This is a genomic window from Streptomyces sp. NPDC041068 (assembly GCF_040647455.1).
Classification (GTDB): Bacteria; Actinomycetota; Actinomycetes; order Streptomycetales; family Streptomycetaceae; genus Streptomyces.
The window spans coordinates 213,975-234,604 of sequence record NZ_JBEZCG010000018.1; the positions used below are offsets into that span (position 1 = coordinate 213,975).

At 71.0% G+C, this 20,630-nt stretch carries 21 protein-coding genes; 18 read left to right on the plus strand and 3 right to left on the minus strand.

All coding sequences use genetic code 11. The annotated features are described in order from the left end of the window. Nucleotides 1-33 precede the first annotated feature (33 nt). From AB0B50_RS35250 to AB0B50_RS35265, 4 genes are all read left to right on the plus strand, one after another. Complete coding sequence (locus AB0B50_RS35250) at nucleotides 34-564, plus strand: helix-turn-helix domain-containing protein (protein WP_362339894.1); 531 nt, start codon at nucleotides 34-36, stop codon at nucleotides 562-564. A 57-nt stretch (nucleotides 565-621) separates the two neighbouring features. Beyond that, nucleotides 622-942 carry a DUF6412 domain-containing protein gene (locus AB0B50_RS35255; protein ID WP_362339895.1) on the plus strand — a complete coding sequence of 107 codons (321 nt, stop codon included), beginning with the start codon at nucleotides 622-624 and terminating at the stop codon, nucleotides 940-942. A gap of 130 nt (nucleotides 943-1,072) precedes the next feature. Continuing rightward, a complete protein-coding gene (locus AB0B50_RS35260; protein WP_362339927.1) occupies nucleotides 1,073-1,831 on the plus strand; it encodes a YidC/Oxa1 family membrane protein insertase in 759 nt (252 codons plus the stop codon). A 159-nt stretch (nucleotides 1,832-1,990) separates the two neighbouring features. Beyond that, on the plus strand, nucleotides 1,991-2,848 hold the full coding sequence (locus AB0B50_RS35265; protein WP_362339896.1) for a fumarylacetoacetate hydrolase family protein: 858 nt from the start codon (nucleotides 1,991-1,993) through the stop codon (nucleotides 2,846-2,848). A 305-nt stretch (nucleotides 2,849-3,153) separates the two neighbouring features. Here AB0B50_RS35265 and AB0B50_RS35270 read toward each other — a convergent pair whose 3' ends face one another. Together AB0B50_RS35270 and AB0B50_RS35275 are read right to left on the minus strand one after the other, a co-directional pair. Next, on the minus strand, nucleotides 3,154-3,621 hold the full coding sequence (locus tag AB0B50_RS35270; RefSeq protein WP_362339897.1) for a heme-degrading domain-containing protein: 468 nt from the start codon (nucleotides 3,619-3,621) through the stop codon (nucleotides 3,154-3,156). Continuing rightward, nucleotides 3,618-4,724: a Gfo/Idh/MocA family oxidoreductase gene (locus AB0B50_RS35275; RefSeq protein ID WP_362339898.1), complete on the minus strand. Its 1,107-nt coding sequence runs from the start codon at nucleotides 4,722-4,724 to the stop codon at nucleotides 3,618-3,620. Before AB0B50_RS35275 ends, AB0B50_RS35270 begins: the two co-directional genes overlap by 4 nt. Before the next feature lie 113 nt (nucleotides 4,725-4,837). On the opposite strand from AB0B50_RS35275, the gene AB0B50_RS35280 reads away from it, so the two are divergent. The 13 genes from AB0B50_RS35280 (at nucleotide 4,838) to AB0B50_RS35340 (ending at nucleotide 18,237) form a co-directional block, all read left to right on the plus strand. Continuing rightward, nucleotides 4,838-5,944: an ROK family transcriptional regulator gene (locus AB0B50_RS35280; RefSeq protein WP_362339928.1), complete on the plus strand. Its 1,107-nt coding sequence runs from the start codon at nucleotides 4,838-4,840 to the stop codon at nucleotides 5,942-5,944. 253 nt (nucleotides 5,945-6,197) lie between these two features. Further along, on the plus strand, nucleotides 6,198-7,418 hold the full coding sequence (locus AB0B50_RS35285) for a hypothetical protein (RefSeq protein WP_362339899.1): 1,221 nt from the start codon (nucleotides 6,198-6,200) through the stop codon (nucleotides 7,416-7,418). A gap of 82 nt (nucleotides 7,419-7,500) precedes the next feature. Further along, a complete protein-coding gene (locus AB0B50_RS35290; RefSeq protein ID WP_362339900.1) occupies nucleotides 7,501-8,391 on the plus strand; it encodes a GntR family transcriptional regulator in 891 nt (296 codons plus the stop codon). A gap of 172 nt (nucleotides 8,392-8,563) precedes the next feature. Next, nucleotides 8,564-9,688 (plus strand): TIGR03364 family FAD-dependent oxidoreductase, encoded by a 1,125-nt coding sequence (locus AB0B50_RS35295; RefSeq protein ID WP_362339901.1) that lies wholly within the window; start codon nucleotides 8,564-8,566, stop codon nucleotides 9,686-9,688. A 5-nt stretch (nucleotides 9,689-9,693) separates the two neighbouring features. Beyond that, entirely contained in the window at nucleotides 9,694-10,404 is a 711-nt protein-coding gene (locus AB0B50_RS35300; protein ID WP_362339902.1) for an HAD family hydrolase, read from the plus strand. After that, nucleotides 10,404-11,465: an ABC transporter ATP-binding protein gene (locus tag AB0B50_RS35305; protein WP_362339903.1), complete on the plus strand. Its 1,062-nt coding sequence runs from the start codon at nucleotides 10,404-10,406 to the stop codon at nucleotides 11,463-11,465. The genes AB0B50_RS35300 and AB0B50_RS35305 overlap by 1 nt, the downstream gene beginning before the upstream one ends. A 139-nt stretch (nucleotides 11,466-11,604) precedes the next feature. Continuing rightward, nucleotides 11,605-12,459 carry a 2-aminoethylphosphonate ABC transporter permease subunit gene (locus AB0B50_RS35310; protein WP_362339904.1) on the plus strand — a complete coding sequence of 285 codons (855 nt, stop codon included), beginning with the start codon at nucleotides 11,605-11,607 and terminating at the stop codon, nucleotides 12,457-12,459. Beyond that, entirely contained in the window at nucleotides 12,446-13,243 is a 798-nt protein-coding gene (locus AB0B50_RS35315; RefSeq protein WP_362339905.1) for an ABC transporter permease subunit, read from the plus strand. The genes AB0B50_RS35310 and AB0B50_RS35315 overlap by 14 nt, the downstream gene beginning before the upstream one ends. A gap of 51 nt (nucleotides 13,244-13,294) precedes the next feature. Continuing rightward, nucleotides 13,295-14,380 carry a 2-aminoethylphosphonate ABC transporter substrate-binding protein gene (locus AB0B50_RS35320; RefSeq protein WP_362339906.1) on the plus strand — a complete coding sequence of 362 codons (1,086 nt, stop codon included), beginning with the start codon at nucleotides 13,295-13,297 and terminating at the stop codon, nucleotides 14,378-14,380. Nucleotides 14,381-14,509: 129 nt separating this feature from the next. Further along, a complete protein-coding gene (locus AB0B50_RS35325; protein WP_362339907.1) occupies nucleotides 14,510-16,003 on the plus strand; it encodes an alkaline phosphatase family protein in 1,494 nt (497 codons plus the stop codon). Nucleotides 16,004-16,074: 71 nt separating this feature from the next. Next, nucleotides 16,075-16,854: an HAD-IIA family hydrolase gene (locus tag AB0B50_RS35330; RefSeq protein WP_362339908.1), complete on the plus strand. Its 780-nt coding sequence runs from the start codon at nucleotides 16,075-16,077 to the stop codon at nucleotides 16,852-16,854. Nucleotides 16,855-17,009: 155 nt separating this feature from the next. Continuing rightward, nucleotides 17,010-17,555, plus strand: a complete 546-nt coding sequence (locus AB0B50_RS35335) for a hypothetical protein (protein WP_362339909.1) — start codon at nucleotides 17,010-17,012, stop codon at nucleotides 17,553-17,555. Nucleotides 17,556-17,571: 16 nt separating this feature from the next. Further along, nucleotides 17,572-18,237, plus strand: a complete 666-nt coding sequence (locus AB0B50_RS35340; protein ID WP_362339910.1) for a class F sortase — start codon at nucleotides 17,572-17,574, stop codon at nucleotides 18,235-18,237. Between the two features lie 283 nt (nucleotides 18,238-18,520). On the opposite strand, the gene AB0B50_RS35345 is transcribed toward AB0B50_RS35340, so the two are convergent. Continuing rightward, nucleotides 18,521-19,279 carry an ANTAR domain-containing protein gene (locus AB0B50_RS35345; RefSeq protein WP_362339911.1) on the minus strand — a complete coding sequence of 253 codons (759 nt, stop codon included), beginning with the start codon at nucleotides 19,277-19,279 and terminating at the stop codon, nucleotides 18,521-18,523. Between the two features lie 157 nt (nucleotides 19,280-19,436). Here AB0B50_RS35345 and AB0B50_RS35350 point away from each other — a divergent pair, with 157 nt between their 5' ends. Beyond that, nucleotides 19,437-20,471, plus strand: coding sequence for a glycoside hydrolase family 6 protein (locus AB0B50_RS35350; RefSeq protein ID WP_362339912.1), 1,035 nt, complete (start codon nucleotides 19,437-19,439; stop codon nucleotides 20,469-20,471). Nucleotides 20,472-20,630 lie beyond the last annotated feature (159 nt).

Genomic DNA, 20,630 nt, shown 5'->3' on the forward strand with positions numbered 1-20,630 from the left:
ACCTCGTACGGGAAAAGTGGTTAGAGTGGGGCCATGGCTCTGGGCAAGGACTACGCCGCGCAGGAATGCTCGATCGCCCGCGCGCTGGAGGTGGTGGGCGAGCGCTGGACGCTGCTCGTCGTCCGCGACGCGCTCTATGGAGTGCGGCGGTACAACGACTTCCTCGTCCACCTCGGCATCCCGCGCGCCGTCCTCGCCGGGCGCCTCCAGGCGCTCGTCGCCGCCGGGGTCCTCGACAAGCGGCCGTGCCCGGACGCACCCAGGCGGCACGAGTACGTGGTGACGGAGCGCGGCAAGGCCCTGTGGCCCACGCTGCGCGCGCTCGGTCTGTGGGGGCGCGAGCACATCCCGGGCACCGCGCCGCTGCGGTACTTCCGCCATGCCGAGTGCGGTACGGAGCTGGGGTTGGTGGGGGAGTGCCCGGCCTGCGGCGGCCTCGTCGCCGTCGAGGACGTCGAGATGGTGCCGGGCCCCGGACTCGATCCGGAACCCTCGGATCCGGTCAGCCGGGCGCTGCTGCGGCCCCGCAGGCTGCTTCAGCCGGTCGAGACGGATCCTGTATAACGTCAGTACGACAAAGTGCCGTGTGCACTGACCGAGCGTGAGGAGAGGAGGGCAGCCATGCACGACGCGATCCGCAGCTGGAAGGCGGCCGCGCGCCCGGCCCTGCTCCTTCTGTTCCTCCTCGTCGAGGTCGTCCTCGTCGACACCGGCAGCCTCACCGCCGCCGTCGCGCTCGCCGCGACCGCCGCCGCGGGCTCCGCTCTCACCGTCTGCTCCGTGATCGCCGCGCGCTGCGCGCCCGCCGTGCCCCGCACCAAGGTGCGCACGGCCATCCGCGACCGCGAGCTGCGTACGGCCTTCCTGCCGCAACGCGACCCCGACGCCAGGGGCCGCAGGCGCCCCCGAGCACCCGGCCGTGCCCTCCTGACGGCCGCGTAGGGGAACACGCCCAGCTCCATCGAGTCCCCTCGCGGGTCGTCACGCCGACGCGACGTCATCCGTCGCCTCTTCTCCCGGCACGACGAACCCCTCGGAGGGCCTCTCCATGTCCGATCTCTTCGCGTCCTTCATGTCCCTTTTCGCGGGCCTGGTCGAGCACATCGCCGACCTGCTCGACCCGCTCTTCCACGCCTCGGCGACCGCCGCTGCGATCGTGCTGTTCACCGCGTGCGTACGCCTCCTCGTCCACCCGCTCTCCCGGGCGTCGGCCCGCGGCCAGAAGGCGCGCGCCAAGCTCTCGCCGCAGATCGCGGAGCTGCGCAAGAAGCACGCCAAGAACCCCGAGAAGCTCCAGAAGGCCGTGATGGAGCTGCACCGGAAGGAGCAGGTGTCGCCGCTCTCCGGGTGCCTGCCCAGCCTCTTCCAGCTGCCGGCGTTCTTCCTGCTGTACCACCTCTTCTCCAACTCCGGCATCGGCGGCGAGGCGAACACGCTGCTCGACCACACGCTCTTCGCGGCGCCGCTCGGCGGACGGTGGACGGACGCGCTGGCGGACGGCGGGGTCTTCGGGGCGCAGGGCCTGGTCTACCTCGGCCTCTTCGCGATCGTCGCGGCGGTGGCGACCTTCAACTACCGGCGCACCAAGCGGCAGATGGCCGCGACCCCACTGCCGCAGGCCGGTGACCAGCCGATGCCGGGCGCGGGCGCGATGACCGCGATGACCAAGGTGATGCCGCTGATGTCGTTCATGACTCTGATCACGGTGGCCGTGGTGCCGCTCGCCGCCGCGCTGTACGTGGTGACGAGCACGACCTGGAGTGCGGTCGAGCGGGCGGTGCTGTACCGGGACATGCCGAACGGTGCGGGGGCTCTGGCCGCCGCCGCGTGAAGGCCTCGGCTACCGCCGGGTAATGGTCCAGTACGTGAACCGGGTATTGCATACCGCACAGGGACCTTGGACGATCGACCAAACCTCCGATGGCCGCAACCCATCGGCCGGGCCACGCTCGATCACACTCGATCGCGCTCGACCAAGGGAGTTCAGACCATGAAGCTGCTGCGAGTCGGTACGGCAGGGGCGGAGCGCCCCGCGCTGCTCGACGCCGACGGGACCCTCAGGGACCTGTCGGGGGTTGTCGCCGACATCGACGGCACCGTGCTCGCCGACGCGGCCGCGCTCGGCCGGATCAGGGCCGCCGCCGAGGCCGGTGAGCTGCCCGCGCTGGACGCCGAAGGGCTGCGCGTGGGGCCGCCGGTGGGGCGGATAGGCAAGGTCGTCTGCATCGGGCTCAACTACCACGACCACGCCCGTGAGACGGGCGCCGAGCCGCCCACCGAGCCCGTCGTCTTCTTCAAGGCGGCGGACACGGTGGTCGGCCCCGACGACACCGTCCTGGTGCCGCGGGGCTCGGTCAAGACGGACTGGGAGGTGGAGCTCGCCGTGGTCATCGGACGTACGGCGCGCTACCTGGACTCGCACGAGGAGGCGCTGGCGCACGTCGCGGGGTACGCGGTCGCGCACGACGTCTCCGAGCGGGAGTTCCAGATCGAGCGGGGCGGCACCTGGGACAAGGGCAAGAACTGCGAGACGTTCAACCCGCTGGGCCCCTGGCTGGTCACCGCGGACGAGATCCCGGACCCGCAGGCGCTGTCCCTCAAACTCTGGGTCAACGGTGAGCCGAAGCAGGACGGCACGACGGCCGACCAGATCTTCCCGGTGGCCGAAGTGGTGCGGTACGTCAGCCAGTTCATGACGCTCTACCCCGGTGACGTGATCAACACGGGTACGCCGGCGGGCGTGGCGATGGGGCAGCCGGAGCCGAAGCCGTATCTGCGGGCGGGTGACGTGGTGGAGCTGGAGATCGAGGGGCTCGGGCGGCAGCGGCAGGAGCTGAAGAACGCGTAACCGCGGTTTCGCCCCTGGGCATCGGTGCGGGCGCTCCTGGTTCGCCGGGGGCGCTCGCGCGGCATGATGACGCCGTGGGACTGGCTGCGGCGGAGGCCGCGCTCATCGGCACGGCGTCGGGGTCGCTCGCCACCTTCTCCAGCGCCCGGCTCATCCAGCGGGCCACCGCCCGGCGCGAGCGCGAGAGCCGGGTGTGGGACCGAACCCACCGGCCCGCAGGCCGAGCAGGACATGGCCGTCCCGCACGACCACGGCCTGGACGCCGACCCGTACGTGAACCTGTGCGGCCCTGCGAGCCCCCCCGGCTACGCCCCGACGAACCTCTCCAACGCCTCCACCACCAACGCATGGTCCTCCACCTGCGGCAGGCCCGACACCGTGACCGTGCCGATGACCCCCGCGCCCTCGACCGTGATCGGGAACGCGCCGCCGTGGGCCGCGTACACGTCCGGGTCCAGGCGGGAGGAGGACTCGAACGTCGTGCCCTTGGCGCGGAAGCGGGAGCCGACCAGGTAGGAGGAGCAGCCGTAGCGTTCCACCACGCGGCGTTTGCGGTCGATCCAGGCGTCGTTGTCCGGGGTCGAGCCGGGCAGCGCCGCGTGGAACAGCTGCTGGCCGCCGCGGTGGATGTCGATCGCCACCGGGGCACGGCGCTCGCGGGCCAGGGTCACGAGGAGTGCGCCCAGCGTCCACGCGTCGTCGTGCGTGAAGTGAGGGAGCGTCAGGCGGCGTTCCTGGGCTTCCAGTTCGGATATCGACGGGGCCTCGCTCACAGCGTCACCGTCACACCGTCGCGCGCCGAGCGTCGCGCCGCCTCCAGGACGTCCAGGGCCGCCGCCGCCTCGTGCGCGGTGACGGGGTTCTCGCCCGTGCCGCGCAGGGCGTCGGCCACCGCCGCGTAGTACGCGGGGTAGTCGCCCGGCAGCGTCGGCAGGGGGCGGCCGCCGCCGGTCAGGGGGGACTCGCCGGAGCCGACCCTGCCCCACAGCGACTCCGGCTCCACACCCCAGGGGGCGCCGGACGCGGGGCGTTTGCCGTCGCGCAGGGCCGCCTCCTGCGGGTCCAGGCCGTACTTCACGTAACCCGCCTGGGAGCCCAAGACGCGGAACCTCGGGCCCAGTTGGGCCGTCGTCGCGCTCACGTACAGATGCGAGCGGACGCCGTTCGCGTGCGTGAGCGCGAGGAACGTGTCGTCGTCCGCCTCCGCGCCGGGGCGGCGGACGATCGACTCGGCGTACACGCTCACGACCGGGCCGAACAGCACCAGCGCCTGGTCGACGACGTGACTGCCGAGGTCGTAGAGGAGTCCGCCGATCTCCTCCGGGTTGCCGGACTCGCGCCAGCCGCCCTTCGGCCGCGGCCGCCACCGCTCGAAACGGGACTCGAAGCGCCATACGTCGCCGAGCTCACCCTCCGCGAGCAGCTGTCGCAGCGTGCGGAAGTCGTTGTCCCAGCGGCGGTTCTGGAAGACGGACAGGAGGAGGCCGCGCTCGTCGGCGAGGGACGCGAGCTCGCGCGCCTCGGCCGCCGTGCCCGCGATCGGCTTGTCCACGACGACCGGCAGGCCCGCCTTGAGCGCGGCGGTCGCCAGCGACACGTGCGTCTTGTTCGGGGATGCGATGACGATCAGGTCGAGCTCGTCCGCGCGCTCCCACAGCTCGTCCGCCGACGCCGCGCGGCGCAGGCCGTCGCCGAACTCGGCGCGGGCCTGCGCCTGCCGCTCGGGGTTCGACGTCACGACCGTGTCGAGGGCGAGGCCCTCGGTGGCGGCGATCAGCGGGGCGTGGAAGACGGAGCCCGCGAGGCCGTACCCGATGAGGCCGACGCGGAGGGGGGACCTCGAAGGGCCCGCGGAGTCAGAGCCTGTGCCAGTCATGCTTTCCACTTAAGCAACGGTGTTGCCAAAGTGCAAGCGGACGGGACAATGGGGTCGTGAAGTCGTACGTGAACAGGGCGGACGTGGCCGGGGTGAAGGTGAGCGGGACGTACATGACCGGGGCGAACGCCGGGGTGAACCTGCCTGCGCTGCGCGGCCACAACGCCGCGCTCGTGCTCGATCTGCTGCGCGCCGCGGGTGAGACCGGCATCAGCCGACTCGAGCTCGCCGAGCGCACCGGGCTCACCCCGCAGGCGGTCAGCAAGATCACCGCACGCCTTCGCGGCGAGGGACTGGCCGCGGAGGCGGGCCGCCGCGCCTCGACCGGCGGCAAGCCCCGCACCGTCCTGCGCCTGGTCCCCGACGCGGGCCACGCCGTCGGCCTCCATCTGGACCGCGACGAGCTGACGGCGGTCCTCGTCGACCTGACCGGCACGGTGGTCGCAGAGCGCCGCGCCCCGCTGGCCTTCGGCGCGGGCGGCGACGCGGTGGCCGACGCGGCCGCGGGGGAGGTCGGGGAACTGCTCGCCGGGCACGGCGCCGTCTCCGGGGTCGGCGTCGCGCTGCCAGGACCGCTCGACCACGCCGAGGGGGTGCTGCACCGCGTCACCGGGTTCCCGGAGTGGGACGGCTTCCCGCTGCGGGACGCGCTCGGGGAGCGGCTCGGGCTGCCCGTCGTCGTGGACAAGGACACCAACGCCGCCGCCCTCGGCCTGGCCCTCGCGGGCGCCGCCGACTCCTTCGCCTATCTGCACCTGGGCACCGGCCTCGGCGCCGGGCTCGTGCTCGGCGGCACCCTGTATCGCGGGGCCAGGACCGGGGCGGGTGAATTCGGCCACCAGGTGCTGCAGTTGGACGGCCCGCCCTGCGAGTGCGGGGACCGCGGCTGCGTCGAGGCGCTCTGCCTCGCGGCCGTCGCCCGGGGCGATCTGGCGGAGGCCGCTCGGGTGCTCGGCACGGCCGCGGGGAACCTCACGGGGCTGCTCGACATCGACCGCGTCCTGCTCGGCGGGCGGACCGTCTTCACTGCTGAGGGCCTCTTCGTACGAGGGGTGGGCGCCGTCGTCGCCGCACGCGTCCGGCGCGGCGGCGGGGGAGCGGACGTACCCGTGGCCCTCGCCCCCGGAGGGGAGCGCGGAGTCGCGGAGGGGGCGGCCCAGCTCGTCCTCGCGCCCCTTTTCGGCCGCGCGAATGTGGCCTTTCCCGCCAATCGGAATTGACGCAAACTCGGCTGATCGAGGGGACTTGGGCGGCCGATTGGTCCTATCGGGCGGTGGCGTGACGGCGAGGTCGCGCGCGCGTGGCAGGGTCTCGGGCCACGACCGGTGGATCGCGGACCAACTCCTTCGCGGGGGATGGCGCTTGGACCGGTCGTCGGCTCGCTCGCTCACCGCTCCGCTCCGGTCCCGCTCCGCACCTGCCCCGCGTACAGATCAGCGTTCAGTTCGGCGTTCAGCTCAGCAAAGGTCTTCCATGCGACTCCGCAGTTCTCTCGCCTTCGGCGTCACCGCCGCAGCCGCCACCCTCGCGCCCGCCGTGGCCGGGGCACCCGCCGTGGCGGACGAGGGCAGCAGCATCCTGAACAGCCAAGTCTGCGCGGTGACAGGGCTGTTGGACGCGGTGATCGAGGACTCGTCCTGTGCCGCGGACACCGAAGCGGCGACGAACTTCCCTCAGTCGCAGCAGCAGCCGAACGGCACGGACGTACAGCCGCAGCCCCAGCAGCAGCCGAACGCGACGGGCACCCAGCAGCAGCCGACCGGGACGGACTCCCAGCAGCAGCCGACGGGTACGGACTCCCAGCAGCAGCCGAACGCGACGGGCACCCAGCAGCAGCCGACCGGGGCGGACTCCCAGCAGCAGCCCACGGGTACGGACACCCAGCAGCAGCCCACGGGTACGAACACCCAGCAGAACCCCACCGACACCGGCGCCGCGCAGAACCCGGCGGACACCGGCACGGCCCAGAACCCGACCGACGTGACCGGCGTACAGAAGCCCGCCGACGCCGCCACCGTCGTCCGCCCCGCAGCCAAGGAAGCCCGCCCCCGCGAGACCCTGGTCGACACCGGCGCCGCGAACCAGCCCACCTGCGGGCCCGCGGACAGCGCCGACTTCCCCATCGACACCCGCATCCACCAGGGGCCCGCCACCTACCACCCCGGCGGCGGCTACCAGCACTGGACGATCGACCTCACCAACACCACCGACCAGTCCTGCGGCAACGTCCACCCGATCCTCGTCCTCGTCGACCAGAAGCAGACGCTGCAGGCGCGCCAGATCCAGCTGGAGTTCCACGACGGGACGCGCTGGCGGCCCGTGCCCTTCGAGAAGACCGACCAGGACGAGAACATCGGGGTCTTCGACGACGGCTTCCCGGGCTTCACGGTCGGCCCCGGCAAGACCGTCACCGTCAAGGTCCGGCTCGCCTTCACCTCCGACACCCAGGCCAACCACGTCGTCGCGTCCGCCGCGCTCGTGCAGCGCAGGGACGACGACGGCGACTGGGTCGGCGACTCCAACGACTACCCGTTCGACATCGTGGCCGACGGCTCCGGAACGCCGTCCGCCAAGCAACTCGCACAGACGGGCCCGGGCACTCTGCTCGGGCTGGGGGCCACCGCCGGCGCCTTCCTCCTCGCCGGCGGCGCCCTTGTGGTGGGATCTCGGCGCCTTCGGGCCAGAGGGCGCTGAAACCAGCCGCTCCCACCACCTTCCGGAAAGACCGCGCCCGCGCCGCCCCAGCCGATCAGTACCGGCGGCCGCGGGCGCGGTCATGCCCACGGGCCGTGTCCTCAGCCATACCTTCGGCCGTGGCCGAGGACACCCCGCGTTCACCTTCGTGTTCACGTACGTCTGCGAACATCCCGGGGTGGACAACCCGAACACCGCGCACCCCGCCGCCCACCTGCTCGACCAGGCGCCGGGCGCGCCCATTCGCTCCGGCATTCCCGAGCACGGCCGCATCCCCAAGTACTACGCCGTGAAGGCCCGGATCGCCGTCCTGATGGAGGAGTTGGGGGACGGACAGCCGCTGCCCACCGAGCGGGATCTCGCCGAGCGGTACGAGGTGGCGCGCGAGACCGTGCGCCAGGCGCTGCGCGAACTGCTCCTGGAGGGGCGGCTGCGCAGGCAGGGCCGCGGCACCGTCGTCGCCGGGCCCAAGCTGGAGCAGCCGCTGTCGCTCGCGAGCTACACCGAAGGCGTACGGCGCCAGGGGCGCACCCCCGGCCGCAACCTCATCTCCCTCGACCGCTTCCCGTGCCCGGCCGCGCTCGCCGCCCAGATCGGCGCCGAGGCGGGCGAGCCCGTCTGGCACATGGAGCGGGTGCTGCTCGCCGACGACGAGCGGGTCGGCCTGGAGAGCACCTACGTCTCCGTGGCGAGGGTGCCGGGGCTCGACGGCGACTTCGAGCCGGACTCGTCCTTCTACGCCTATCTGCGCGACGAGCTCGGCATCTCCTTCGGCGACGCCGACGAGCGGATCGAGACGGTGCTCGCCACTCCGCGCGAGGCCCTGCTCATCGGGACGCCCCCCGCGCTGCCCATGCTGCTGATCCACCGGCTTTCGCGGGACACGGCGGGCCGTCCGCTGGAGCGGGTGCGGACCCTGTACCGGGGCGACCGGTTCTCCTTCACGACGCATCTGGGCAACGGCGGCGCCTGAGCCCGGCTTCCGGTCGTCGTCGGGCAACGGCCGAACCTCGTCTCCCCGTACGGCAGTTGACCCATGATGATAACGGGAACGTAACGGGTCTAGGCCAACCTTGGGTGGCCGTTCACCGTCCCGTTGCCGACCGGTCCCGCGCGGGTCACCAACTCCCAGGAGCGTTGCCGCCGTGAGAGTCATCGTCGTAGGAGCCGGCGTGGTGGGAACCATGCACGCCTGGCACGCAGTGGAACGCGGCCACGAGGTCGTACAGATCGAGCGTGAGAGCGAGGCCCGCGGGGCGTCGCTGCGCAACTTCGGGCAGATATGGGTCAGCGGACGGGCGGGCGGCGAGGAGCTCGACACCGCCCTGCGCGCCCGTGAGCTGTGGGAGGGCATCGGCGAGCGCGTGCCGGGCCTGGGCTTCAGGGCCAACGGCTCGCTGACCCTCGTACGCAACGAACGCGAGCGGGCCGTCGCCGAGGCCGCGCTCGCCCGCCCCGACGCGGCAGCCCGCGGCTACAAACTCCTGAGCGCCGACGAGGCGCGCGCCCTCAACCCGGCCCTGCGCGGTGACTTCCTCGCGGGGCTGTGGTGCGAGCGGGACGCCGCGGTCGAACCCCGAACCGCCCAACTCCGGTTGCGCGAAGCCCTCTTGGCGTCGCCGCGCTACACCTTCCTGCCGGGCCGTGAGGTGCGCGAGGTCGTCGGCGGGAGCGGGGTGCGGGACGACCACGGCGACGTGCACACCGGCGATGTCGTCGTGCTCGCCACCGGCGCCTGGCTGGGCGGGCTCGTCCGGGAGCTCGCGGGCCCCGACCTGCCCGTGCGCCGCGTGCGGCTGCAGATGATGCAGACCGAGGCGCTCGGCGAGCCGCTCACCACCTCCGTCGCCGACGCGGACAGCTTCCGCTACTACCCGGCGTACAAGTCGCCCGCGCTCGACGACCTCAACGCCCGGCAGGCGCAGACGCCGACCGCCGCCGCGCACAAGATGCAGCTCCTGATGGTGCAGCGCAAGGACGGCGGCCTGACCATCGGCGACACGCACGAGTACGAGCACCCCTTCGCCTTCGACACCGTCGAGGACCCCTACGAGCACCTCACCGAGGTCGTCGAGGGCTTTCTCGGGCGGCCGCTGCCGAAGATCCGGCGCCGCTGGGCCGGGGTGTACGCGCAGTGCGTCGACACGAGCCGGGTCGTGCACCGCCAGCAGGTGCGCGAGGGCGTGTGGCTGGTCACCGGGCCCGGCGGGCGCGGCATGACCTGCTCGCCCGCGATCGCCGAGAAGACCGCCGACGAATTGGGATGGTGAGGGAATTGGCCGCAGAGAAGACGTCGACCACGGGTCGCATCGGACTCGTCGTACTGGACATGGCGGGGACCACCGTCGCCGACGGGGGCCTGGTGGAGCAGGCCTTCGCCGCCGCCGCGCGGGAGCTCGGCGTCGAGCCGGACTCCGCGGACCACGCCGCGAAGCTGGAGTACGTCCGCGCCACCATGGGCGAGTCCAAGATCTCCGTGTTCCGGCATCTGTTCGGCGAGGAGGCGCTCGCGCGGCAGGCCAACACCGCCTTCGAGAAGGCGTACGGCACGCTGGTCGACGGCGGGCACATCGCGCCGGTCGACGGGGCGCGCGAGGCCATCGAGGAGCTGCGGGCCGACGGCAGGACCGTCGTCCTGACCACCGGGTTCGCGCGGGTCACACAGGACGCCATCCTGGACGCGCTCGGGTGGCGGGACCTCGTCGAGCTGACCCTGTGCCCCGCCGACGCGGGCGGCCGCGGGCGGCCCTGTCCGGACATGGTGCTCAGCGCGTTCCTGCGGACCGGTGCGGCGGCGGGCGTCCAGGAGGTCGCCGTCGTGGGTGACACCGCGTACGACATGAAGAGCGGTGTACGGGCGGGGGCCTCGGTCGTCGCCGGGGTGCTGACCGGCGCTCACGGAGAGGGTGTGCTGCGGGAGGCCGGGGCCACGCACGTGCTCGGGTCCGTCGCCGAACTGCCCTTGATGCTCAGGGGAGTCGGCTGATGGGAAGCGGCATCCGCTTCGACCACGTCTCCGTCGCGTACGGCGGGACCACCGTCCTCGACTCCCTCGACCTGGCCGTCGAGCCCGGTGAGGTGATGGCCCTGCTCGGGCCCTCCGGGTCCGGCAAGACCACCGCGCTGCGGGCCGTCGCGGGCTTCGTGCGGCCCGCGTCCGGGCGGGTGTTCATCGGGGACCGTGATGTCACCGGGCTGCCGCCGCATCAGCGGGGGATCGGCATGGTCGTCCAGCAGTACGCGCTCTTTCCGCACATGCGGGTCGAGGACAACGTGGCCTTCGGGATGAAGGCGCAGAAGGTGGCCAAGGGCGAGATACCCGGGCGCGTCGCCGATGCGTTGGAGATGACCGGGATGGCGGCGTACGCGAAGCGGTATCCACGCGAGCTGTCCGGTGGGCAGCAGCAGCGGGTGGCCATCGCGCGGGCGCTCGCCGTTCGGCCGGGGGTGCTGCTGCTCGATGAGCCGCTGTCCGCGTTGGACGCGCAGTTGCGGTCGGGGATGCTGGCCGAACTTGCCCGGCTGCACCGGGAGTTGCCGGACGTCTCGATTCTGTACGTCACCCATGACCAGGTCGAGGCGCTGACGCTGGCCGACCGCATTGCCGTGATGGATCGGGCGCGGCTTCAGGACTGCGGGACGCCGCAGGAGCTGTATCGGGCGCCGCGGACGGAGTTCACGGCTTCCTTTGTGGGCAACGCGAATCTGTTGCCGGTGACGGTGGGGGCGGGGGGTGTCTCCTTCGGTGGGGTCGAGATCGTGGTCGATACGGGGGAGGCGGCTGCCGGGGTGGCGGCCACGCTGTGCGTGCGGCCGCATCTGGTGGGGCTGGGGGAGGGGCCCAACTCCCTTGTGGGGGAGGTGGTGGAGGTTCAGTGGCGGGGGGCCACGCATCGGTTGTACGTGGATGTCGGCGGGGAGCGGGTGAAGGCGGACGTACGCGAGCTGAAGGCTCCGCCGGTTCTGGGGGAGACGGTTACGTTGCACTTCGCGCCGGATGACGCGGTGTTGCTGGGGGGTGGGGTGACCGATGGGCAGTCCCAGTGAGCGCCTCGTTCACGGTGGGCCGGGATCAAGGGCTGTGCCCACCCGTTCCGCCGTGCGGAACGCCTGCCCACAGCAAGGGCGGGACGGCCGCCCCCCACAGCAAGGGCGGGACGGCTGTACACAGCCGGGACAGGGCGGGGTGGGAGAGCGGCGTGCGGGTGGTGGACTGCGGCGGGGTGTGCCCAAGTTCGTCTGGGCTCTGCCCCCAATCGCTCTGCTCTCCCTCTTCTTTCTCTATCCGCTTCTTCTCGTCGTCCAGCAGTCCGTGCAGCCGGACACGGGAGGGACCTCTCTTCAGCCGTACTCGGACGTCTTCGCGTCCGAGGCCTTTCGGGAAGCTCTCGGCACCACCGTGTGGTTGGCCGTCGGGGCCACCGTCGGATGTCTCGTGCTCGGGTTCGCCCTCGCGCTCGTCATCGCCTTCGTGCCGTTTCCCGGCGGGAAGGCCGTCTCGAAGTTCATCGACGTCTTTCTGTCCTTCCCGTCCTTCCTGATCACTCTCGCCCTTCTGTTCATCTACGGCACGAAGGGCATGGCCAACGGCGTCTGGACGGATGCGACCGGGGCCGCCGAGGGGCCGTTCCAGTTCCTGACCACCCCGTGGGGCGTGCTGCTCGCCGAGATCACGTACTTCACGCCCTTCGTGATGCGGCCCCTGCTCGCCGCGTTCTCGCAGATCGACACCGCGCAGATCGAGGTCGCCTCAAGCCTCGGGGCCAGGCCCCCGCGGATCGTGCGGCGCGTCATCCTGCCCGAGGCGCTGCCCGCGCTCGCCGCCGGCGGCAGCCTCGTCCTCGTCATGTGCCTGAACGAGTTCGGGATCGTCCTCTTCACGGGGGCGAAGGGGGTCACCACCCTGCCGATGCTCGTGTACAGCAAGGCCATTCTCGAGTCCGACTATCCGGCGGCGTGTGTCGTCGCGGTCGTCAACATCGCGATTTCCGTGGGCCTTTACGGCCTCTACCGGGTGGTGAGCCGTCGTGTTGGTGCATAGCCGCAAGGGGAAGTGGGCCATCTGGGTCCTGTTCCTCGTCTTCTTCCTTCCTCTCTTCGCGCTGCCGCTGCTCGTGATCCTCACGGCTTCGTTCTCGTCCCACTGGTCCGGGGCCTTTCCCTCCGGATTCACCGCCGAGCACTACTCCGCGGCCACCCGGGGCGAGTCGCTCCAGGCGCTCACCACCAGCCTGGTCACCGCCGTCGGCGCGAGTCTGCTGGCCTTGACCGTGGGGTCCTGGGCCGCGCTCGCCGCGGCCTCGCTGAAGCGGGGCGGGAAGAGGGTGCTCGACGCGCTGTTCATGCTGCCCGTCGCGGTGCCGTCCGTCGTCGTCGGGCTCGCGGTCCTCGTCGCGTTCTCCAAGCCGCCGATGATCCTCAACGGCACGCGCTGGATCGTGATCCTCGCGCACGCCATTCTTGTCACGGCGTTCGCCCACCAGTCGGTTTCGGCTGCCATCGTGCGTCTCGACCCGGTGTACGAACAGGCCGCCGCATCGCTCGGTGCCCGGCCCTCGTACGTCCTGTGGAGGGTGAAGCTGCCGCTCCTGCTGCCGTCCCTGAACGCGGCCGCCGGGCTCTGCTTCGCGCTCTCCATGGGCGAGTTGAGCGCCACGATGATGCTCTACCCGCCGGACTGGATGCCGCTTCCCGTGCGGATCTACGCGGCCACCGACCGCGGCTCCCTGTTCACCGGTACCGCCGTCGCCGTGGTCCTGATGGCGGCCACGCTGCTGGTGCTCTTCGCCGTCTCACGCGTCCGCACCCGCGCCTCCTACCGCTGAACCGCCCTTTCCCCCAAGGCTCTTCGAGTTCTTCAAGGAGTACGAAACGTCATGTCACGCCTTACCCGCGTCCACCGCGCCCGCACGCTCGCCGCCGTCGCCGGCAGCCTCGTCCTCGCCGGGTCCCTCACCGCGTGCGGCGGCAGCTCCGCCGCGTCCGACGAGAAGGTCGTCACGGTCTACAGCGCCGACGGCCTCAAGGGGGAGAACGGCGACGGCTGGTACGACCAGGTCTTCAAGGACTTCGAGAAGAAGACCGGCATCAAGGTGAACTACGTCGAGGGCGGCTCCGGCGAGATGGTCCAGCGCGCCGTCCGCGAGAAGTCCAACACGCAGGCCGACGTCATCATCACGCTGCCCCCGTTCATTCAACAGGCCGACGAGAAGGGGCTCTTGAAGGCCTACAAGCCCAAGGGGTCCGAGGAGGTCGACGGCGCCGACAAGGCGGCCGACGGCAAGTGGACCTCCGTCGTGAACAATTACTTCGGCTTCATCTACAACAAGAAGGAGCTGACCGGCGGGAAGGCGCCCAAGACCTGGGAGGACCTGACCGAAGGCACGTACAAGAACAAGGTGCAGTACTCCACGCCCGGCGTCGCGGGCGACGGCACCGCCGTGCTCATCAAGGCGATGCACGACTTCGGCGGCAAGGGCCCCGCGATGGAGTACCTGAAGAAGCTGCAGGCCAACAACGTCGGCCCGTCCGCCTCCACCGGAAAGCTCGCCCCGAAGGTCGACAAGGGCGAGCTCCTCGCGGCCAACGGCGATGTCCAGATGAACTACGCGCAGTCCAAGGACATGCCGAACCTCGGCATCTGGTTCCCCGCGACCGAGAAGAACCCCGGCAAGCCGACCACCTTCGCGCTGCCGTACGCCGCCGGTCTGGTCAACAAGGCGCCGCACAGCGCCAACGCGAAGAAGTTCCTCGACCACCTGCTCGGTCAGAAGGCCCAGCAGCAGGTCAGCGAGATCGGCGGCGGCTTCGCGGCCCGCAAGGACGTCAAGGCCACCGACGCCGACGCGGTCGCCCTCGACAAGCTCGTCGACGGTGTGGAGATCTTCGAGCCGGACTGGGCCGACATCTCCAAGAACCTCCCTTCGTACGTGGAGGGCTGGAAGTCGGCGACCGGTAGCTGAGAGTTCACCGTCGTACCCCTGGCCCCAGGGGTTCGGTAGCGAAAAGATAACGGGTATGGACCCAACGCCCCTGGTTCTCCAGGGGCGTTGGTGTGCCGCTCCCCCCACCCCCTTCTGCCGGAGGTACACGTGTCGCAAGGAATCTCCCGCCGCTCCCTCCTCGTCTCCGCCGCCGCGCTCGCGACCGCGGCGGGGCCCCTCGCCACGGTCGCCAGGGCTGCGGCCAAGACCCCCAAGGTCCTGGTCATAGGCCTGGACGGCGCGCTGCTCAACAGAATCAAGGATGCCGAGGCGCCCGTTCTGAAAGGCCTGATGAGCGCGGGCCTCACGGCGCCCAGCGCTCTCTACGCCAACCCGCTCGCACCCACCTCGTCGGGCCCCGGCTGGTCGACGCTCATCACCGGCGTCTGGCCCGACAAGCACAAGGTCGTGAACAACGAGTTCACCGGCCACCAGCTCGCGAAGTACCCGGACTTCATGACCCGGATCGAGGCCGCGAAGCCGTCCCTGCGGACCTACGCCGTGGCCTCCTGGAACCCCATCACCGACGTCATCTTCTCCGCGAAGGTCGACGCCAGGGTCTCCACCCCGTCCGCCGAGTACGACGCGGGCACCACGAGCCGTGCCGTCGCCGAGGTCAAGAACGGCAACCCCGACGCGGTCTTCGTCCAGCTCGACAACGTCGACCACGCGGGACACGAGAGCGGCGCGGCCAGCCAGGCCTACCTGGACGCGCTGCACGGCGTGGACACCCAGGTCGGCCAGATCGTCGCCGCCGTGAAGTCCCGTGCCACGTACGGCGACGAGGACTGGCTGATCATGATCACCGCCGATCACGGGCACACCGACGCGGGCGGCCACGGCGGGTCCAGCTGGGCCGAGCGCCAGACCTTCATGATCGCCACGGGCGGCACGGTCACCGCGGGCTCCGTCCGCCACGACGTCCGCATGCCCGACATCGCCGCGAGCGCCCTGGCCCACCTCGGCATCGCCATCGACCCGGCCTGGGGCCTGGACGGGCGCCCGATCCAGCGGCCCCGGCCCGACGACTTCGACGCGCTGCGCGGTAAGTTGACGGGTCCGGTCGACGAGGGCGGCATCGGCTCCGCAGTCATCGGCTTCACGCACACGCCGCCGAGCGGCTGGACGGTCGACAACGCGAGGATGGGCACCGGCGGCGTCACCGAGTGGCGTGGCTGGTCCTTCACCACGGACGAGTTCTGGACGAAGGCCGAGCGCGACCAGCAGCGCGAGAACAACATCCGCGCGCGCGGCGTCTTCGCGGTCGCCGACGGCGACGAGTGGACCGACAAGTCCTTCTCCGGCACCTTCGACTCGACGCTGATCAGTCCCTCGTACGACGTGACGGGCGGCGCGAACGCCACGCTCACGTACACGACGTACTACCGCCAGGAGGCCCCGCAGAAGGGCGAGGTCCTCGTCTCGTACGACGGCGGGGCCCCCGTCGCGGTGAAGACGTACACGGCGGACACCCCCTCCGTGGTCGAGAACATCGCCCTCCAGGTCCCCGCGGGCGCCCGGAAGGCTCAGGTCCGCTTCCGGTACACCGGGGGCAACAACTGGTACTGGGTGATCGACGGGGTCAAGATCGCGGCTTCCTGATTAGGCTGGGGGCGTCGGCACAGCGCTGTCCCGGCGCCCCAGGCAACCCGTACACCGCAGGAGTGCACCCCATGGCAGAGCGCAAGCCCATCGAATCGTGGCTCACCGACATGGACGGCGTGCTCATTCACGAGGGAGTGCCGATCCCCGGCGCCGACGCCTTCATCAAGAAGCTGCGGGAGTCCGGCAAGCCCTTCCTGGTCCTCACGAACAACTCCATCTACACCGCGCGCGACCTCCAGGCCCGGCTGACCCGCATGGGCCTCGAAGTGCCGGTCGAGAACATCTGGACCTCCGCGCTCGCCACCGCGAAGTTCCTGGACGACCAGCGGCCCGGCGGCACCGCGTACGTCATCGGCGAGGCGGGTCTGACCACGGCGCTGCACGACATCGGGTACGTCCTGACCGACCACGACCCGGACTACGTGGTGCTCGGCGAGACCCGGACGTACTCCTTCGAGGCCATGACCAAGGCCGTGCGGCTGATCAACGGCGGGGCGCGGTTCATCTGCACCAACCCGGACGAGACCGGCCCCTCCACCGAGGGCCCGCTGCCCGCCACGGGTGCCGTCGCGGCGCTGATCACCAAGGCGACGGGCAAGCACCCGTACTTCGCGGGCAAGCCGAATCCGCTGATGATGCGGACGGGGCTGAACGCGATCGGGGCGCACTCGGAGACGAGCGCGATGATCGGTGACCGCATGGACACGGATGTCCTTGCCGGACTGGAAGCGGGGATGGAGACGTTTCTGGTGCTTACGGGGCTGACGTCCCGGGCCGACATCGATCGGCATCCCTTCCGGCCGTCCAACGTGGTCGACTCCATCGCTGATCTTGTGGATCGGGTCTAGGCGCCGCTTCGCGGCGAATTCTTCCCACCCACCTGCCCGATTGCCCGGCATCAAGGTGCGATGGGTATTGGGGGAGGGGTGGGGATACCCGTTTGCCCCGCATCAGGATGCGGACGTCGTCACCGCGCGTGAATCTCGGTAGCAGGAGGTTCACGATGCGTATACGTTCCCTGGCTCAGCGTGGTGCCGGAGTGGCCGTCGTGCTGGCGGTCGCCCTGCCCGGCGGTGCCGCCCAGGCCCATGAAGACGGCTCCGTACGGGCCACCGTCATTCCGTCCAGCGCCGCGCCCGGCGCCACCGTGGAGGTGAGCGTCTCGGGCTGCGACGGCACGACCGGGTCCGCGGGCTCGGGGGCCTTCGAGGGGGACGTCAGTCTCACCGGGCGTGACGGCGGCAAGTACTCGCTCAACGGCAGCGGCAGGATCAGACAGGGTGTCGCCGGCACGTACGACGTCACCGTCACCTGCGACGGCCACCCCCACCAGCGCGCGGGCACCGTCCAGGTGATCCGGCACAACCCGGCTCCGGTCTCCCCGGTGCGGGCCGGTGGCGGCGGCACCGCACAGCTGGCCACGGCCTCGTCCGAGGCGGCGAACGAGGCAGGACCCGGCACCCGGCACGCCGTGATCGGCCTGGTCCTCGCCGGAGTCGCCGCGGTCGCCGTGGCGTTCCGCAGCGTCCGCCGGCGCCGCTCCGAGTGACGGGCGGGACCTAGCCGTGTCCGGCGGTGAGCGTTCGTCCGGCTCGGGGCGTCTCCTTACCGGTGTCGCCTGGGCGGTCCTGCTCGTCGGCCTGTGGCTGTGGGGCAGCGACATCACGGATTCGCGCGGCGGGATGTCCGGGCCCGCGACGGGCGACGTGGCCGCGGTCGGCCGTCCTCTCGGCGTCGAACTGCCGCCCGCGCACGAGCCGTTGCCGCCCGCGAGGCCGCTCCGCGTCGACGTGCCGTCGCTGAAGGTGCGGGCCCCGGTGGCGGCCCGCGGCCTGGACGCCGAGGGCGCGATCGACCCGCCGCCCTTCGAACAGCCGGGCACCGTCGGCTGGTACGGCGGCGGCACCCGCCCCGGAGCGCCCGGCGCGGCCCTCTTCGTCGGCCACGTCGACACGGAGACCAAGCCCGCCGTCTTCTACGGCCTCAGCACGGTCCGCCCCGGCGAGAAGGTCGGGGTGGCCCGCGACGACGGCACGGTCGCGGAGTTCACGGTGGACGACGTGCAGGTCATCACCCGCGACCGTTTCGACGCGCAGAAGGCGTACGGTCCGCGCGCCGAGGGCCGCGCCGAACTGCGCCTGATCACCTGCGGCGGCACCTTCGACAAGGCCACCCGCACCTATACGGCGAACGTGATCGTCTCGGCGTACCTCACGGGAGTCGGCAAGTAGGCGCCGGAGGCACCTGGCCCGATCGGCGGCCCGCTCCCCCCGGAGCCGCCGACCGGGCTGGTCCTCGACCGCGCGCGCACGAGCTGCGGGAGAAACCCGGCGCCGGCGCGGGAGGTTCGGAGGCCATTCCTCAAATTCGGAATGGCCGACAAGGCCGGGGGCTTGGGCCGTGCAACTGACTCTAGAACGAATGAGCGCGCGAGCCTAGGGGCAGGTGGCGGCAGAATGACGCCAAGTCGCTACTCCCTTTCCCTCTGTGATCACCGCAGGTGGAGGAGGCTCCTCAGGAAGGTTCGGACCTGCCGCGGCGGAGTACTTCGGCGTCGATCGCCCCCTTGATCACCTGAACGGCCACCAGGTCGACGACCTGCCGTTCTCTGCGGGCATATCGCCGCAGCGCGTCAAATGCCTCGTCCATGCCGGTGTTCCAGCGCTCGGCGAGTATGCCTTTGGCCTGTTCGATTCGAATACGGCTGTCCAGCGCGGTCTGCAGCTGTTCGGACAGTGCTCTATACGCGGAGTGAGTACGGTGATTGTGCAGTCCCATCGCCGCGGCGTTGGCGAGAGCCTGTGCGATCCTCAACTCCCGTTCAGGCGCCATGGACCGACGCTCCGCCGGTACGAAGACGTTGAGTACGCCCAACATGGTGCTGTTCCGGCGCATCGGTACCGCGTAGGTCTCCGCGACGCCGTACTTGTCGGCCCGCTCGGCGAACGCCGGCCAGCGCGCCCCCGCGCCGTCCCGATCGATCCGCACCTGCGGCACGGGCTCGCCGGTGCCGAAGCTCTCCACACACGGGCCGCCGCGGTGCTGCACCTCCAACAGGTCCAGTACGACGTCCTGTTGGTTGCTGCACGGCACGAGGCGTACCTCGGCGCCCCTGCCCGTGTACATCACCCCGGCGCCCTGGGCGCCGAGCAGTTCCACGGAGCGGTCCGCCACCCACCGCAGATAGCGCTCGGGGTCGAAGTCGTCGTTCAGGGTGTCCGCGGTCTCCACCAGGACGTCCGCAAGTCGCAGTTCGCTGTCGCGGTCACGCATGCCCCAACCACCTCCACTCCCCGCGCACTGCGCCTACCCCGCCGCGGCGGGCTGTAACAGCTCTCCTACAGCTCCGTGCGCCGGACGGACGGGCCTCGTGGGCTGGGAGTACGTATGCCAGGATTGAGATACGGACAGTGCACCCAAGGGGGAGTGGATGTACCGCAACGGCACCGGCCGCGGGCACGGTTTCGCGGCCAGGGGGGTGAGGACGGGAGTGGCGCTCGCGGGGGCCGCGCTGCTCCTCTCCGCGTGCTCCTCCGGCGGTGACTCGGACGGCGACACGTCGAGTCCGCCGGTCAAACAACAACCCAAGGGCAAGGACCCTTACTGGGTCAATCCGGACGGGAACGCGGCCAAACAGGTCGCCTCCTACGACAAGGACGGCAACAAGGACGACGCCGCGCTCATCCGGAAGATCGCCGAGCAGCCGGTCGCCGAGTGGATCGTCCCGGAGAACGCGGAGGACCAGGCGCGCGGCTTCACCGAGGCCGCCGAGAAGGCCGACCGGGACGCCCTCCTGGTCGTCTACAACATCCCGCACCGCGACTGCGGCCAGTACTCGGGCGGCGGCGCGGCCGACGGCAACGCGTACCGCGCGTTCATCGACCAGGTGGCCAAGGGCATCGGCGACCGTCACGCGACGGTCATCCTGGAGCCGGACGCGGTCCTGCACATGGTCGACAACTGCACGCCCGAGCAGTTCCACGAGGAGCGGTACGACCTCCTCAAGGGCGCCATCGGGAAGCTCAAGTCCCTGAAGAACACCAAGGTCTACCTCGACGCGGGCAACGCGGGCTGGGGCAAGGGCGCCGACTCGGTCTGGGAGCCCCTGAAGTGGTCCGGCGTCGAGCAGGCCGACGGCTTCTCGGTGAACGTCTCCAACTTCCAGACCACCGAGGCCAGTACGGAGTACGGCAAGCAGCTGTCGGCGAAGATCGGCGGCAAGCCGTTCGTCATCGACACGGCGCGCAATGGCAACGGGCCTTACACCAAGGGCAAGGACCCTTGGTGCAATCCGCCGGGCCGGGCGCTGGGGGAGACCCCCACGACCAAGACCGACGATCCGCTCGTCGACGCGTATCTGTGGATCAAGCGGCCGGGTGAGTCCGACGGGACGTGCCGGGGCGGCCCCAAGGCCGGGGAGTGGTGGCCCGAGTACGCACTGGGCCTCGCCAAGAACGCCCCGTAAGGGGCGCGGGGAACTGCGCGCTCAGCCAACGAAAAGCCGCAGTCGCATCTGCCGAGTAACTCGGCAGGTGCGACTGCGCGGGTTTTGGGGGTGGGGGCGCAGTTGCCCCCGCCCCCAAAAGGCGAAGGGCCCTGGAACCACAGGGCACGGCTCGGGGTG